Raw genomic sequence first — 15207 nt, 5'->3', positions numbered from 1 at the left:
AATGGACCATACTCCTGGGCTGCCTCGCCTCTAGGGTCGATCGCATGACGACTACGAGCGACCACGCGACGACGACCGCGGAGTACGCCCCCGAGCACAGCCCCCGGCTGTCCTGGGCGCAGCACGCCCCGGAGGTCTACCAGGCGATGATCCGGCTGGAGAGGGCCGCCTCCGGGCAGGGCCTCGACGCACGGCTGCGCGAGCTGGTGAAGATCCGCGCCTCGCAGCTCAACCACTGCGCGTTCTGCCTGGACATGCACACCAAGGACGCGCTCGCGGCGGGCGAGAGCGTCGAGCGGATCGTGCAGCTGACCGCCTGGGAGGAGTCGCGGCACTTCTACACGGAGAAGGAGCTGGTCGCGCTCGAGCTGACCGAGGTGGTCACCGTCCTCACCGACGGCTTCGTTCCGGACGAGGTCTACGAGCGGGCCGCCCGGCACTTCGACGAGGCCGAGCTGGCCCAGCTGATCGCCGCGATCACGGTGATCAACGCGTGGAACCGCTTCGCGGTGACGACCCGGATGTCCCCGGGCCACTACACGCCGGGCCAGTACTTGGGGCTCTGACCCGCCCGGGTGCCGGGGCGGGCCGCCCCGGCACCCGCCTCGCTCAGGACAGCCAGGTCTTCCAGGTGGAGCGGTGGCCGTCCACCCACTTCTTCGCCGCCTCGGCCGGGGAGAGCTTCTGGTCGGCGATCATCAGGGAGACCTGGTTCTGGTCCTCGGTCGTCCACTTGAACTTCTTCAGGAAGGCCGCCGCCTTGCCACCGGACTTCGCGAAGTCGGCGTTGAGGTACTTCTCCAGCGGCGTGTGCGGGTAGGCGCAGGCGACCTTCGCCGCGTCCGCGTCGCAGCCCTCCTTGTACGGCGGCAGCTTCACCTCCGTCATGGGGACCTTCTTGAACAGCCACTGCGGCGCGTACCAGTACGTCAGGAAGGGCTTCTTCTCCTTGGCGAACTGCCTGATCTGCGTGATCTGCGCCGCCTCGGAACCGGCGAAGACGACCTGGTAGTTCAGCTTCAGGTTCTTCACCAGGGCCTTGTCGTTGGTGACGTAGGACGGGGAGCCGTCCATCAGCTGGCCCTTGCCGCCGCTCTCCGCGGTGCGGAAGAGCGAGGCGTACTTGTTCAGGTTCTTCCAGTCGAGGATGTCCGGGTGCTGCTCGGCGAGGTACGTCGGGACGTACCAGCCGATGTGCCCGGTCACCCCGAGTCCGCCGCCGTGCGCGATCGTCTTCTTGTCCTCGACGTACCGCTTCTCCTGGTCGGGGTGGCCCCAGTCCTCCAGGATGGCGTCCACCCGGCCCTGGCTGAGCGCGTCCCAGGCGGGGACCTCGTCGACCTGGACGGTGTCGACGCGGTAGCCCAGCTCGTGCTCCAGCAGGTACTGGGCGACGGCCACGTTGGACTGGGCGCCGACCCACGACTGCACGGACAGGGTCACGGTCTTCGAGCCCTGCGCGTTGGCGAACGGCGAGGCCTGCTTGGTCATGTCGGCGGCGCCGCAGCCGGTGAGCAGCGACAGGCCGGCCACCGAGGCGGCGATGAGGGTCGTCCTGCGGTTGAACCTCATGTCACGCTCCCTTCCGCACGCGGCGTTCGGTCGGCTGGGTCACCCGGTCGAGCATCAGGCCGAGGCAGACGATCGCCAGGCCGGCCACCAGACCGGTCGCCAGGTCGCCCTGGGCGAGGCCGAAGACGACGTCGTAGCCGAGCGCGCCGCCGCCGACGAGTCCGCCGATGATGACGACCGCGAGGACGAGGACGACTCCCTGGTTGACCGCCAGCAGCAGCGCCCGGCGGGCCAGCGGGAGCTGGACCTGACGGAGCTGCTGCCCGCTGGTCGCGCCGAGCGAGCGGGCCGACTCCAGGGCCGCCGGGTCGACCTGGCGCAGGCCCTGGGCGGTGATGCGGACCACAGCCGGCAGGGCGTAGACCACCGCCGCGGCGACGGCGGGGGCGCGGCCCACGCCGAACAGCGCGACGACCGGGATCAGGTACACGAACTGCGGCATCGTCTGGAAGACGTCGAGGACCGGGCGCAGCAGCCGCTCGACGCGGTCGCTGCGGGCCGCCGCGATACCGACGGCGAAGCCGACGACGAGGGTGACGGCGACGGCGGCGAGCACCTGCGACAGCGTGTCCAGGGACGGCTTCCACACACCGAGCACGCCGACCGCGGCCATGGCCAGGACAGCGGTCAGCGCGGTGCGCCAGGTGCCGATCAGCCAGGCGAGCGCGGCGACGATCAGCAGCACCGACCACCAGGGCAGCCACTGCAGGCCCGCCCGGACCGGGTCCAGGACCCAGGTGGTGAAGTGCCCGGCCCAGTCCGCGGTGCCGCCGATGTACGGGACGCCCGAGTACAGGTGGGCGGTCATCCAGTCGACGGCGCGGTTGACCGGTCCGGCGATGCCGACGGTCCACCCCGAGGGCCAGTCGAGCGCGCCCGCGAGACGGGCGGCCACGGCGACGGCGACGGTGGCGACGGCCGCGTACGCCCACGGGCGGGCGCTGCGCTGCTCCTGACCGATGCGGTCGCCCGCCGCGCCGGTCGTGCGGTCCAGGACGACGGCCAGCAGCACGATCGGGATGCCGGCGGCGAGGGCCGCGCCCACGTCGACGGAGGCCAGCGCCTGGTAGACGCGGTCACCGAGGCCGCCCGCGCCGATCACGGAGGCGATGACCGCCATGGACAGCGCCATCATGATCGTCTGGTTGAGGCCGAGGAGGAGCTCCTTGCGGGCGAGCGGGATACGGGCGGTCAGCAGCCGCTGGCGGGAGGTGGCGCCGAGGGAGTCGACGGCCTCCAGCACCTCCGGGTCGGCGCCGCGCAGGCCGAGCGAGGTCAGCCGGGCCATCGGCGGGGCCGCGTAGATGACGGTGGCGAGGACGGCGGCGGGCACGCCGATGCCGAAGATCAGCACGACGGGCAGCAGGTACGCGAACGCGGGCAGCACCTGCATGGTGTCCAGGACCGGGCGCAGGGCGCGGTCCATGCGGTCGGACAGCCCGGCGGCGAGGCCGAGCAGCACGCCCACGAGCACCGAGGCGAGGACCGCCACGATCATCAGGGCGAGCGTCTGCATGGTCGGCACCCACATGCCGAGCAGACCGCAGGTGAGGAAGGCGGCAGCGGTGCCGAGGGCGAGCCGGACCCCGGCCGTGCGCCAGGCCACCAGCGCGGCGGCGGCCGTCACACCCGCCCAGCCGGCGGCGAGGAGAGTGAGGTAGACGACGCGTACGGAGATGACGACCGCGTTGCTGACGTAGCCGAAGAAGTACAGGAACAGCGGGTGGCTGTCGCGGTTGTTGATGATCCAGTCGCTGGCGCCGCCGAGCGGCTTGGACAGGTCCACGGTGAGCGCCTGGGGCCAGCTGCCGCTCGCCCAGCGGGCGTCGGCGAGCGGCACCAGGACGGCGGCGACCAGCGCGAGCACCAGGAGCTTGCGGACGGCGCGGTGCCTGAGCACCCCGGACAGGGCGGGGCGCGGCGCGGATGCGGTGATCGTCGCCATCAGATCGTCTCCCTGCGCTGCTCCGTCCCGGCCACGACCCCGAGCAGCCGCTCGTGGTCGACGACGCCCAGGCAGCGGCCCTCGTCCATCACGCGGGCCGGGGCGCCGGTGCGGGCCACCGCCTCGATCGCCTCGGACACCGTGGCGTCGGGGGCGAGCGCGGGACCGGCCGCGGTCTCCTGCCCGGACGCGGGGCGCATGGCGGTGCGGACCGTCATGACCTGCTCGCGCGGGACGTCCCGGACGAACTCGCGGACGTAGTCGTCGGCCGGGGCGCCGACGATCTCCTCGGGGGTGCCGAGCTGGACGATGCGGCCGTCGCGCATGAGCGCGATCCGGTCGCCGAGCTTGAGGGCCTCGTTGAGGTCGTGGGTGATGAAGACCATCGTGCGGCCCTCCTCGCGGTGCAGGCGGATCACCTCGTCCTGCATGTCCCGCCGGATCAGCGGGTCGAGCGCGCTGAACGGCTCGTCGAAGAGGAGGACCTCCGGGTCGACGGCGAGGGCGCGGGCCAGGCCGACTCGCTGGCGCTGGCCGCCGGAGAGCTGGCCGGGGCGGCGCTGCTCCATGCCCTCCAGGCCGACCTTCGTGACGACCTCGGCGGCCCGCTCGCGGCGCTCGCCCTTGCCCAGGCCCTGGATCTCCAGCCCGTAGGCGACGTTGTCCAGGACGGTGCGGTGCGGCAGCAGGCCGAAGTGCTGGAAGACCATCGCGGCGCGGTGCCGGCGCAGTTCGCGCAGCCGGGAGCGGTCCATGGCGCGGACGTCCTCGCCGTCGATGGCTATGGTGCCCGCGGTCGGCTCGATCAGCCGGGTCAGACAGCGCACCAGGGTGGACTTGCCGGAGCCGGACAGGCCCATGACGACGAAGACCTCGCCCTTGCGCACGTCGAAGCTCACGTCGTGGACGGCGGCCGTGCAGCCGGTGCGCTCGCGCAGGTCCGCGGGTTCCAGGGCGGCGAGTTCGGGGTCGGCGGGGACGCGGTCGGCCTTGGGGCCGAACACCTTCCACAGGCCGTCCACCGAGAAGACGGGAGCGGTGGCGGAGTCGTCCGCGGGGGGCTTACGGGTGGGAACTTCGAGTGCCATCAGGCTTCATCTCCGATCAGGTCTGCGGCCTTCTCCCCGACCATGAGGACGCCGATCATCGGGTTCACCGCGGTCATGGTCGGGAAGACCGACGCGTCGGCGATGCGGATGCCGTGCAGACCGCGAATGCGCAACTCGGGGTCGACCACGGCGAGTTCATCGTCGGCGGCACCCATCTTGCAGGTGCCGGCCGGGTGGTACACGGTGTGCGCGACTTTGCGGGCGTACTCGCTCAGCTCCTCGTCTCCGGTGACGTCCGGGCCGGGGCACACCTCCCGCTTGAGCCAGCCGGCCAGCGGCTGGGTCTTCGCGATCTCACGGGCGATCCTGATGCCGTCCACGAGGGTGCGGCCGTCGTAGTCGTCCTCGTCGGTGAAGTAGCGGAAGTCCAGGGCGGGCTTGACGGACGGGTCGGCGCTGGTGAGGTACAGCCGGCCGCGGCTCTTCGGCTTGGGGATGTTCGGGGTCATCGACACGCCGAACTCCGGACGCTGGTAGCCCAGTCGCTCGGGGTTGTCGGTGAACGGGATCTGGTAGAAGTGGAACATCAGGTCCGGGCCCGCGTGTTCGGGGTCGCGGCGCACGAACAGGCCCGCGTCGGAGTCCATCGCGGAGTTCTCCGGGATGGGACCGTTCGTCTCCCACACGATGACCGACTCGGGGTGGTCCAGCAGGTTCTCGCCGACGCCCGGCAGGTCGTGCACCACCGGGATGCCGAGCGCCTCCAGGTCCGCCTTCGGGCCGATGCCGGAGTGCATCAGCAGGCGCGGGGTGTCGACGGCGCCGGCGCACAGCAGGACCTCGCGGCGGGCGCGGACGAGGTGCCCCTCGCCGTCCTCGGTGCGCACGTGCACGCCCTCGGCGCGGGTGCCGTCGAGCTGGAGCTTGTACGCCCAGGTCTCCAGCCAGATCGTCAGGTTGGCCCGCTCGTCCATCACCGGGTGCAGGTACGCCACCGACGCCGACGAGCGCTTGTTGTTCTCCGGGTGGTAGGCCAGGTCGAAGAAGCCGACGCCGTCGTTGAACGGCTTCTTGTTGAAACCCTCCACGCGCGGCACGCCGAGTGCCTCCTGGGCGGCGTCGACGAAGTCGCGGGCGATGGCGTTCCGGTCCTTCTCGTCGACCGCGACGATGTTGTTCTTCAGCCGGGCGAAGTAGGCCTCCATCGGTACCGCGCCCCAGCCCTTGGCGCCGGCCGCCTCCCACTCGTCCCAGTCGGACGGCAGCGGCTTGAAGGCGATCAGCGTGTTGTGCGACGAGCAGCCGCCGAGGACGCGGGCGCGGCTGTGCCGGATGTGGCTGTTGCCGCGCGGCTGCTCCGTCGTCGGGTAGTCGTAGTCCAGTTCGCCGCCGAGCAGGCCCATCCAGCGGCGCAGAGTGAGCACGTCGTCGCGGCCGACGTCGCTCGGGCCGCCCTCGATGACGGCGACGGTGACCTCGGGGTTCTCGGTGAGGCGGGAGGCGATGACGGAGCCTGCTGTGCCGCCGCCGATGACGACGTAGTCGTACTCGTGGGTGTTGTCTGGCATCTGGGTGGTACTCCGGTGGGGGGTCGGTGGGGAGGTGGTGATCCGGGGTCCGTGGGTCGGGGGTCGAGGTGGTGGTCCGGCGTCCGCGGTCGGGGTCTGTGGTCGGCCGGGGTCGGGGAGCGGGGGTCTGTGGTCGGCCGGGGTCGGGGAGCGGTGGGCCGGGGCGTCCGGGGTGGTGCGGTGCGGGGGTGGGCTCGGCTCAGCCCGCGAACCAGCGCACCGGCTGGGGCGCGAGGTTCTGGTAGACGTGCTTGCTCTCGCGGTACTCGGCGAGTCCGGCGGGGCCGAGTTCGCGTCCGACGCCGCTCTTGCCGAAGCCGCCCCACTCCGCCTGCGGCAGGTAGGGGTGGAAGTCGTTGATCCAGACGGTGCCGTGGCGCAGCCGCCCGGCGACGCGGCGGGCGCGCCCCGCGTCGGCGGTCCACACCGCGCCCGCGAGGCCGTACTCGGTGTCGTTGGCGAGGGCGACCGCCTCGTCCTCGGTGCGGAAGGTCTCGACGGTGACGACCGGGCCGAAGACCTCCTCCCGGACGACCTTCATCTCGCGGTGGCAGCCGTCGAGGACGGTCGGCTCGTAGAAGTAGCCGGCGGCGGGGCGCTGCGCCGACGGCTCGGGGCGCCTGCCGCCGGAGCGCAGCACGGCGCCCTCCTCCAGCGCGCCGGCGACGTACGCCTCCACCTTGGCACGCTGCTGCTCGGAGACGAGCGGTCCGCACTCGACGCCGTCCTCGGTGCCGCGGCCGAGGCGGATCTTCCCGGCGCGGCGGGCCAGTTCGGTGACGAACCGTTCCCGCACGGACTCCTCGACGATCAGCCGGGCGCCCGCCGAGCAGACCTGGCCGCTGTGGATGAAGGCCGCGTTGAGGGCCTGGTCCACGGCGGTGTCGAAGCCCTCGTCGGTGGCGCAGGCGTCGGCGAAGACGACGTTGGGGTTCTTGCCGCCGAGTTCGAGAGCGACCTTCTTGACGCTGGGGGCGGCCGCCTGGGCCACCTTGGTGCCGCTGATCAGACCGCCGGTGAAGGAGACGAGGTCGACGTCGGGGTGCTCGGCGAGCCGGGCACCGACCGTGTGGCCGGGACCGGTGACGATGTTGGCGACGCCGGCGGGCAGCCCCGCCTCGGCCAGCAGCTCGATCAGCGCGACGGTGGTCAGCGGGGTGATCTCGCTCGGCTTGACCACGAAGGTGTTGCCGGCGGCGAGCGCCGGGGCGATCTTCCAGCTGGCCTGGAGCAGCGGGTAGTTCCAGGGAGTGATCAGCGCGCAGACGCCGACCGGCTCGTGCACGACCACACTGTGGATGTCGGGCGAGCCGGCGTCCACGACCCGGCCGGGGGCCTCGGCGGCGACCAGGTCGGCGAAGTAGCGGAAGGCGTCGGCGACGCAGTCGATGTCGACCCGGCCCTCCTCCACGGTCTTGCCCGCGTCCCGGCTCTCCAGCAGACCGAGCCGCTCGCGGTCGCGCACCAGGAGGTCCGCGACCCGGCGCAGCAGGGCGGCACGCTCGGCGGCCGGAGTGCTCGGCCATGCGCCCCGGCCGCCGTCGAAGGCGCGCCGCGCGGCCTCGACGGCGAGGTCCGTGTCCTTCTCGTCACCCTCCGCCACCACGGCGAACGGGGTCGCGTCCGCCGGGTCGAGGATGTCGCGCGTGGCCCCGGAGACCGCTTCCAGCCACTCCCCTCCCGCGTGGATGGTGCTGTGCGCCGTGCGTTTCGCCGTGTCCGCCATGATCGGTATTGCCTTTCGTTCCTGCTCAGTGGCCCTGTGTTACATGGGTGTCACCCTCAGGGGCCTCTAGCGCCTGCCCGTCCCCCCGAATTGCATGCGCAATCCGCCACTTGAAGTGTTCCGTGTCACGGAATTAAGGGGTAGGAGTTAACGAAAGGGACGTATGGTTCGGGTGTGTCGGCGTCCTGGTGGTGTCTGCGACGAGGTCGTGGTGCGGCGCCGGGCCGATCCGGACGAAGGGCCTCAGCCGCAGGAGCCGCCGGACGGGCAGAAGGAGGCGAGCGCGGTGGTGAGCGGGGTGCTGATCAGGTCGGGCGCCATGGCCTCCGGGCCGCTGACGCGGATCGCGTAGAGGGTGCCGTCGGGTGCCTGGAAGCGGTGGTCGATCACCCGGCGGGCGCCCTTGTCCGGATCGTCGTAGCGGTAGGTGAGCTCCGACCAGGTGGCGGCCGCACCGCGGTCCAGGGCCTGGTAGCCCGGCTGGCGGGCGAAGCCGTAGCCGGGGTGGTTCTCGGCGAGGTCCAGGGAGGCGGCCGGGGTGTCCTCGGCGATCGCGAAGATCTGGAGCTGGCGGCCGTCGCCGGGGGCGTCGTAGTAGACCACCGGGGCCTTCTCGCCCTGCTTCTGCCGGCGTGACCAGCCTTCGGGTACGTCGACCGTGTAGCCGACGGGGTCCTGGGCGCGCCGGTACCCGGCCGGGGCGGACGGGGCGAGGAAGGGGGAGCCGGGGGGCTCGGACTCCTGGGGCGGGGAGGCGGCGGGCGTGGATCCGGGTGGCGCCGAATCCGCGGCGGGGCCGGTGACGCCCGCGTCGACGGCCGGGGCGGCCCCGGTGCCGCTGCCTCCGTGGTCGCGGGCCACGTACCAGACCCCGGCGCCCACTCCCCCGCCGACGACTGCCGTGACGGCCAGCGCCGCCAGCAGCCGGCCGACGCGGTGGCCGGCGGTGCCGGGCCCTGCGGAGGCACCGGGCGCGGGAGCGTACGCCGATGAGGTCTGCGGGGCGGCCCATCCGGCGCGGGGGGGACCTCCGGTGGCGGGCCCCGCGGGCGGAGTGCCGGCGGAGCCCCACGGCGGGGTGGTGGACGGATGCGGCAGGCCGGCGGCGTTCCACGGAGGGGTGCCGGCCGTCTGCCACGCTCCCGGCGAGCCCCACGGCGGCGTGCCGGGCGGGGTGCCGCTGCCCTGCGGCGGGGTGGCGGACTCCGCCGACGGGGCCGGGCGGGGGTGCGGAGTGGCCGTCGCCCACGGGGGCGGGACGTGGGCCGTCTGCGTCTGGGCGGAGGCCCAGGGGGGCGGGGTGGGCGCGGGCCCGGCGGGCGGGGCCGGAGCCGTACGGGTCTCCGCCGACACCCACGGCGGGACCGCCCCGCCCGTCCCCGCCCCGTCCGCTCCCGCGTCCGGCGCCCGAGCACCGGGCACCTCCCCGACCGGCACCTCCGCGTCCGGCTCCTCGGCCGCCCAGGCCGCGCGGCCTCTCTCCTCGCTCGGCTCGTGCTCCGGCCCCGAACCGGAGCTGTGACCGTCCCAACCGCTCATCGCGAACCCCCGAACTCACCCTGACGGGTACGCCTTTGACGGTAGCGGCAAAAACACGCCACAGGCCCCGTTCCGGAAGGAACCGGAACGGGGCCTGTGCGAGGCCGTGACGAAGCCGTGAAGACTGGTCCGGGGGCCGGGCCCTGCGGACGCGGCCCGTACGGACGGGATCAGATCAGGCCGAGACCGCGGACCGCCTCGCGCTCCTCCTCGAGCTCCTTGACGGAGGCGTCGATGCGGGCGCGGGAGAACTCGTTGATGTCCAGGCCCTGGACGATCTCGTACTTGCCGTCCTTGCAGGTGACCGGGAAGGAGGAGATCAGGCCCTCCGGGACGCCGTAGGAGCCGTCCGACGGGATGCCCATGGACGTCCAGTCGCCCTCGGCGGTGCCGTTGACCCAGGTGTGGACGTGGTCGATGGCGGCGTTGGCGGCGGAGGCGGCCGACGAGGCACCGCGGGCCTCGATGATCGCGGCACCGCGCTTGGCGACGGTCGGGATGAAGTCCTCGGCCAGCCACTTCTCGTCGTTCACGACCTCGGCCGCGTTCTTGCCGCCGACCGTGGCGTGGAAGATGTCCGGGTACTGGGTGGCGGAGTGGTTGCCCCAGATGGTCAGGCGCTTGATGTCGGCGACCGTGGAGCCCGTCTTCTTCGCGAGCTGGGTCAGCGCGCGGTTGTGGTCCAGGCGGGTCATCGCGGTGAAGCGCTCGGCCGGTACGTCCGGGGCGGCGGCCTGCGCGATCAGGGCGTTGGTGTTGGCCGGGTTGCCGACGACGAGGACCTTGATGTCGTCCGCGGCGTGGTCGTTGATGGCCTTGCCCTGCGGCTTGAAGATGCCGCCGTTGGCCTCCAGGAGGTCACCGCGCTCCATGCCCTTGGTGCGCGGGCGGGCGCCCACGAGGAGGGCGACGTTGGCGCCGTCGAACGCCACGTTCGGGTCGTCCGAGATCTCGATGCCCTGCAGGAGCGGGAACGCGCAGTCGTCCAGCTCCATGGCCGTGCCCTCGGCGGCCTTCAGCGCCGGGGTGATCTCCAGCAGACGCAGTTTGACCGGCACGTCCGCGCCGAGCAGCTGGCCGGAGGCGATGCGGAAGAGCAGGGCGTAACCGATCTGGCCGGCCGCGCCGGTGACGGTGACGTTCACGGGAGTGCGGGTCATGGCGTTCTCCGTATGACAGCTGGCGGTGGGGCGTCCCTGCCCCGGGGTGCGGGATCCCGCCACCGGCTCGTGACCGGCGCCGCCACGATGACCGATCAAGGGTACGGATGATCGATCTCTTGGCGTCAAGAGAGATCCAGCGGTCAGGCTATCGCGCCTCCGGGATCCCCGGCCGCCGGGCCGGTGTGGCCCGTCCCACAGAGTGACGCCACGTGACGTACGAGCGACGGCCGCCCGTCCGGGGGAGGGGACGAGGGCAGCCGCCGGAGGGGGCACCGGAGAACCGGAATCCCGTGGGGGTACCAAGCGCCTGCCCCCGTCCGGCCCGGGCCATGCGTGGCCGGCGCCACTTGTTCCCCCCGAGGCGCCGGTTCCGGCCCTACCGCGTGCAGCCCTGCTGTCCCGACGCCAGCGTCGCGCACGCCTTCATCCGCGCCGCGTCCTTCACGGCGACCATCGGCGTGTACGCGATCGTGTCCCCGGCCGTGGTGATCGTGCCGGTCTCCTGGCGCGAGCCCACCGTGACCCGGACCTCGTCGCCCTGGGCGGCCTGGGTGATCCGGCCCCAGGCCGCGCCGCAGGTCTTGCTGTAGCGGACCTCGACGACGGTCGTGCCCACGGTGGCGCTCTGGGCCGTGGTCACGAATTCGCCGCTGCATCCCATGCCTTCGGCGTCCTTGCCCGTGCACGAGGCTCCGCTGCACTTGACGCCCGGCGGCAGGTTCGGGTCGACGCTCGGGGATGCCGCGGGCGACTTCTTCGCGCCCTCGGGCTTCTCGGCCCCGCCGCCGGTGAGGTAGAAGACCGCGCCGATCAGGACCAGCACACCGACCAGGCCCGCGAGGAACATCAGCGCCTGCTGCCTGCGCGCGCCGTTCGCACCGGGGCGGGGGGTCTGCGGAGTCCCGGCTGCGGGAACGGTTCCCGCTCCGGCTCCGGCTCCGGTGTACGCACCCGGCCCGGCCGGCGGACGGGCCGCGGCGCCGGACGGGGAGGTCGCGGTCCGGGTGGGACCTCCGGACGGCGAGGACGCGCTCCCGGAGGCACGGCCGCCCGCCGGCGACGGGCCCCGGTACCCGGCCAGGCCCCAGGAGTTGACGGGTTCCGCCGTGGCGGACCCGGTGCCGGGGTCGGCGCCCGCATCGGCCGCGGGCTCGGACACAGGCGCAGACGCGGACGCGGAAACGACATCCGAGCCGGTGCCGGCTCCCGGGCCCGTGCCGGGCGACGACGCCGGGCCGGGCGGAGTGGTCCGCGGCACCGCGTCGCGTACGTCGGCGTCGGCCGCCGTCGGTTGCGACGGCACCGTCGGGGACGTGCCCGCGGGCCCCGCGGCCTCGGGAGCCACCGTGGCGCTGCCGCTCCTGCGGACGGTCCCGACCCCCTTGCCGTCGGCCGCGGACATCGCCCCGGACTCCCCGAGGGCGGCCCGGGCCTGGGATATCCGGATCGCCTCCATGGTCCGGTCGTGGCGCATCTCCGCCCTGCTCCAGGCCCGTTCGGCGAGCTCCCACATGGTGGTCAGGTGCACCGGGTTGGTGCCGGTGACCTCGGCCAGGGCCACGATCGCGCCCTTGGGCGCCAGCAGACGGCCGCCCAGGTAACGCTCCCAGGACGTCTTGCTGTAGCCCGTGCGGTCGGCGAGCGCGGCGACGCTCAGGCCGCTGCGGTCCACGAGCCTGCGCAGCTGGCTCGCGAACTCCCTGACCTGCGGATCCAGTTCGTCGGGCAAGGCCTTCCAACGAGGCATTGCTTCCCCCTCTTCCCCCGGTAGTGCTGAGTGTTCCCCGCGCGTGGTGCCCTGTGCCGAGTCCCCGTTCTGGCTACCCACAGGAACGCGCCCCGTCAGGATCCCGGTTCCCGGGGTGGGGGCGCACGGGAGCACGGGTGCCGGGGCGTGCGGCGTCGCGCGCCCGCCGGTTCCGCTGACCAGTGTCCCACCGGCGGCGCTCCGGCGGCGCTCTCCGTCGAGGGGAACCCGGGCCCGGATTCCGGACGTTCCGGACTCTCCCCCTCGGTCACGCCGACCCGATCGCCGGACGTATTCGCCCCGGATACCGAACCTGCCGACGCATCCGAACTTGCCGACGCATCGGCACAGGTGGTGCACAGGGAGGGCACCGAGGGGACCGCGTCGCTGTGGCAGAGCGCGGACACCGTAGCGGAACGGTCACTTCCGTGCCACAGCGCACGGACAGCCGTTGAACAGGCCGTTCCCGGTGCAGCAGGGTTGTTCCCGGGCGGCGGCCCGTCCTTACTCGGGGGAGAGGACGGGCCGCCGTCGCCGTGTGCGGACCGGGGCACCGCGACGCCGCGGACGTACGGGCGTTCACATGAACGAAGCCGAAATGAACCGGGCTGAACCGGCTGAACCGGCTTCGCTAGCCGCGGACCGTGAAGTGCAGCGCGTCGTCCAGGAACGGGATCTCCAGCCACGGCTTCGGCTGGACCATCAGCGCGAGCAGCACGATCACCACGCCCAGGACGCCGTAGGTGACGATGTCCGTGAAGCGGGAGCGGACGGCGAGCATGCCGACCCGGGGCAGCAGCCAGCGCAGCACGGCGCCGCCGAGCAGCGCGACGCCGACCAGCAGCAGACCCACCCGGAAGGCGTCGAACGCGGTCACCAGCAGCCCGAGCCCGACCGTGCCCAGCACGGCCAGCATGGGCCACTGCCGGGCGGGCGCCGGGGCGTCGCCGGGCGCGGCCCGGCCGCCTCCCTCCGGCCGCGCGGTGTCCCGGGTGAAGAGCGGGAAGCGGCGCGTGACCCGGCGCGGCCTGCCGTCGGCGTCCGGTGCGCTGACCGGGTCGCACACCTCCATCTCGGGCTCGGCGGGCCCGGCGCCCCGCGTGTCGCCCCGCGCCTCAGCCGACACTGCGCTCCGCCGCCTCGACCACGTTGACCAGCAGCTGCGCCCGGGTCATCGGGCCGACGCCGCCGGGGTTCGGGGAGATCCAGCCGGCGACCTCGGCGACGTCCGGGTGGACGTCGCCCACGATCTTGCCCTCGTCGTTGCGCGAGACGCCGACGTCGAGGACGGCCGCGCCCGGCTTGACGTCCTCGGCGCGGATCAGGTGCCCGGAGCCGGCCGCGGCGACGATGATGTCGGCCCGCCTGAGGTGGGCGGACAGGTCACGGGTGCCGGTGTGGCACTGGGTCACCGTGGCGTTCTCGCTGCGCCGGGTGAGCAGCAGCGGCATCGGGCGGCCGATGGTCACCCCGCGGCCGACAACCACGACCTCGGCGCCCTTGATCTCCACGCCGTAGCGGCGCAGCAGGGTCAGCACGCCGTTGGGGGTGCAGGGCAGCGGGGCCGGCTCGTTGAGGACGAGGCGGCCGAGGTTCATCGGGTGCAGGCCGTCGGCGTCCTTGTCCGGGTCCATCAGCTCGAGGATGCGGTTCTCGTCGATGCCCTTGGGCAGCGGCAGCTGGACGATGTAGCCGGTGCAGGCCGGGTCCTCGTTCAGCTCGCGGACGACCGCCTCGATCTCCTCCTGCGTCGCGGTGCCCGGCAGCTCGCGCTGGATGGAGGCGATGCCGACCTGGGCGCAGTCGCGGTGCTTGCCGGCGACGTACTTGTGGCTGCCGGGGTCGTCCCCGACCAGGATCGTGCCGAGGCCGGGCGTGACGCCCTTCTCCTTCAGCGCCGCCACGCGGGCGGTCAGATCGGACTTGATCGCGGCTGCGGTGGCCTTGCCATCGAGAATCTGGGCGGTCATGGCCCCATACTCCCGGATGACCGGGTCCCGGTTCCAATCCGGGGGCGCTCCCCCGCCGAATGTTCCGGTGTGATCAACGATGTTGCACTATCACAACACCTGCGGAATGTGGCTGGACAAGTAAGCCCGTGGTAAAGAACGATGAAGAACAGTGCCGCGGGCAGTACCGGGGGGACCGACCGCAAACGACGTATTTCCTCCGATTCATGCTGCGCGTCGTCCCCGCACTCGGAGCAACGGAGGAAAGTCCGCCATGAGTTTCGGCGACCCGAACAACCCTTACGGCCCGCCGCAGGGCCAGCAGCCCGGCTACCCGTCCCAGCCCCCGCAGGGCCAGCCCGGCTACGGATACCCGAGCGCCCCCCAGGGCCAGCCCGGCTACGGCTACCCGCAGGCCCCGCCCGTCCCGCAGGGGTACGGCTACGGCGCCCCCATGGAGATGCCCGGCCTGATCAAGACCGCCCGGGTGCTGCTGTTCATCCTGGCCGGGTTCCAGTTCCTGGCCGGCATCATCATCGGCATCGCGGGCGCGGCCCTCCAGGACGCCTCCAACGGCCTCGGGTCCGGCAGCGACACCAGCACCGCGACCGGCGTCATCGTGCTGATCGCCCTGCTGATGCTGGTCCTGGGCAGCCTGTCGATCTTCCTGGGCGTCAAGTTCAAGACCGGTGGCAGCGGCATCCGCATCGGCACGATCGTGTACTCCTCGCTGCTGATCCTCGGCAGCATCGTCAACATCGCGAACGGGCAGGGCGGTTCGGCCACCTTCGGCGGCATCATCTCGCTCGCCTTCGGCGGCATCATCCTCGCCTCGATGGTGAACAGCGCGGCCACGAACTGGTTCAACCGCCCGCGTTACTGAACAATTCACGCCATTCGCCCCAAGGGCCGTGTCTCACCCCGCACAAGGGGAGACACGGCCCTGGTG

At 72.6% G+C, this 15207-nt stretch carries 12 protein-coding genes; 2 read left to right on the top strand and 10 right to left on the bottom strand.

From position 1 onward, the window contains the following. Nucleotides 1-44 precede the first annotated feature (44 nt). Nucleotides 45-566: a carboxymuconolactone decarboxylase family protein gene (locus ACF1A5_RS01810; RefSeq protein ID WP_392190822.1), complete on the top strand. Its 522-nt coding sequence runs from the start codon at nt 45-47 to the stop codon at nt 564-566. 43 nt (nt 567-609) lie between these two features. Here ACF1A5_RS01810 and ACF1A5_RS01805 read toward each other — a convergent pair whose 3' ends face one another. The 10 genes from ACF1A5_RS01805 to ACF1A5_RS01760 form a co-directional block, all read right to left on the bottom strand. Continuing rightward, entirely contained in the window at nt 610-1572 is a 963-nt protein-coding gene (locus ACF1A5_RS01805; RefSeq protein WP_392190821.1) for an ABC transporter substrate-binding protein, read from the bottom strand. Nucleotide 1573: 1 nt separating this feature from the next. Continuing rightward, the gene (locus tag ACF1A5_RS01800) at nt 1574-3517 is read right to left on the bottom strand and encodes an ABC transporter permease (protein WP_392190820.1); all 1944 of its coding nucleotides are present in this window, start codon (nt 3515-3517) and stop codon (nt 1574-1576) included. After that, entirely contained in the window at nt 3517-4605 is a 1089-nt protein-coding gene (locus ACF1A5_RS01795) for a glycine betaine/L-proline ABC transporter ATP-binding protein (RefSeq protein ID WP_392190819.1), read from the bottom strand. The genes ACF1A5_RS01800 and ACF1A5_RS01795 overlap by 1 nt, the downstream gene beginning before the upstream one ends. Next, nucleotides 4605-6134 carry a GMC family oxidoreductase gene (locus ACF1A5_RS01790; RefSeq protein WP_392190818.1) on the bottom strand — a complete coding sequence of 510 codons (1530 nt, stop codon included), beginning with the start codon at nt 6132-6134 and terminating at the stop codon, nt 4605-4607. Before ACF1A5_RS01790 ends, ACF1A5_RS01795 begins: the two co-directional genes overlap by 1 nt. Before the next feature lie 199 nt (nt 6135-6333). Further along, nucleotides 6334-7860 carry an aldehyde dehydrogenase family protein gene (locus ACF1A5_RS01785; RefSeq protein ID WP_392190817.1) on the bottom strand — a complete coding sequence of 509 codons (1527 nt, stop codon included), beginning with the start codon at nt 7858-7860 and terminating at the stop codon, nt 6334-6336. Between the two features lie 243 nt (nt 7861-8103). Then, nucleotides 8104-9399, bottom strand: a complete 1296-nt coding sequence (locus ACF1A5_RS01780) for a hypothetical protein (protein WP_392190816.1) — start codon at nt 9397-9399, stop codon at nt 8104-8106. Between the two features lie 170 nt (nt 9400-9569). Then, nucleotides 9570-10559 (bottom strand): malate dehydrogenase, encoded by a 990-nt coding sequence (locus tag ACF1A5_RS01775; protein WP_392190815.1) that lies wholly within the window; start codon nt 10557-10559, stop codon nt 9570-9572. A gap of 379 nt (nt 10560-10938) precedes the next feature. Further along, nucleotides 10939-12309: a DUF2690 domain-containing protein gene (locus ACF1A5_RS01770; RefSeq protein WP_392190814.1), complete on the bottom strand. Its 1371-nt coding sequence runs from the start codon at nt 12307-12309 to the stop codon at nt 10939-10941. A gap of 631 nt (nt 12310-12940) precedes the next feature. Continuing rightward, complete coding sequence (locus ACF1A5_RS01765; protein WP_392191192.1) at nt 12941-13381, bottom strand: DUF3017 domain-containing protein; 441 nt, start codon at nt 13379-13381, stop codon at nt 12941-12943. Nucleotides 13382-13424: 43 nt separating this feature from the next. Further along, nucleotides 13425-14279 carry a bifunctional methylenetetrahydrofolate dehydrogenase/methenyltetrahydrofolate cyclohydrolase gene (locus tag ACF1A5_RS01760; RefSeq protein WP_392190813.1) on the bottom strand — a complete coding sequence of 285 codons (855 nt, stop codon included), beginning with the start codon at nt 14277-14279 and terminating at the stop codon, nt 13425-13427. Between the two features lie 253 nt (nt 14280-14532). Here ACF1A5_RS01760 and ACF1A5_RS01755 point away from each other — a divergent pair, with 253 nt between their 5' ends. Continuing rightward, complete coding sequence (locus ACF1A5_RS01755) at nt 14533-15141, top strand: hypothetical protein (RefSeq protein ID WP_392190812.1); 609 nt, start codon at nt 14533-14535, stop codon at nt 15139-15141. The last annotated feature ends 66 nt before the right edge of the window (nt 15142-15207 follow it).

It is taken from the genome of Streptomyces sp. NPDC014864 (genome assembly GCF_043081525.1).
Taxonomy (GTDB): Bacteria; Actinomycetota; Actinomycetes; order Streptomycetales; family Streptomycetaceae; genus Streptomyces.
This window is presented reverse-complemented; position numbering and strand designations above follow the sequence as displayed.

Bases quoted from the DNA above. Each gene is read 5' to 3' on its own strand.
- ACF1A5_RS01765 (WP_392191192.1), bottom strand. From the start codon at position 13,381: ATGGAGGTGTGCGACCCGGTCAGCGCACCGGACGCCGACGGCAGGCCG.
- ACF1A5_RS01805 (WP_392190821.1), bottom strand. From the start codon at position 1,572: ATGAGGTTCAACCGCAGGACGACCCTCATCGCCGCCTCGGTGGCCGGC.
- ACF1A5_RS01755 (WP_392190812.1), top strand. From the start codon at position 14,533: ATGAGTTTCGGCGACCCGAACAACCCTTACGGCCCGCCGCAGGGCCAG.
- ACF1A5_RS01775 (WP_392190815.1), bottom strand. From the start codon at position 10,559: ATGACCCGCACTCCCGTGAACGTCACCGTCACCGGCGCGGCCGGCCAG.
- ACF1A5_RS01785 (WP_392190817.1), bottom strand. From the start codon at position 7,860: ATGGCGGACACGGCGAAACGCACGGCGCACAGCACCATCCACGCGGGA.
- ACF1A5_RS01770 (WP_392190814.1), bottom strand. From the start codon at position 12,309: ATGCCTCGTTGGAAGGCCTTGCCCGACGAACTGGATCCGCAGGTCAGG.
- ACF1A5_RS01790 (WP_392190818.1), bottom strand. From the start codon at position 6,134: ATGCCAGACAACACCCACGAGTACGACTACGTCGTCATCGGCGGCGGC.
- ACF1A5_RS01800 (WP_392190820.1), bottom strand. From the start codon at position 3,517: ATGGCGACGATCACCGCATCCGCGCCGCGCCCCGCCCTGTCCGGGGTG.
- ACF1A5_RS01760 (WP_392190813.1), bottom strand. From the start codon at position 14,279: ATGACCGCCCAGATTCTCGATGGCAAGGCCACCGCAGCCGCGATCAAG.
- ACF1A5_RS01795 (WP_392190819.1), bottom strand. From the start codon at position 4,605: ATGGCACTCGAAGTTCCCACCCGTAAGCCCCCCGCGGACGACTCCGCC.
- ACF1A5_RS01780 (WP_392190816.1), bottom strand. From the start codon at position 9,399: ATGAGCGGTTGGGACGGTCACAGCTCCGGTTCGGGGCCGGAGCACGAG.
- ACF1A5_RS01810 (WP_392190822.1), top strand. From the start codon at position 45: ATGACGACTACGAGCGACCACGCGACGACGACCGCGGAGTACGCCCCC.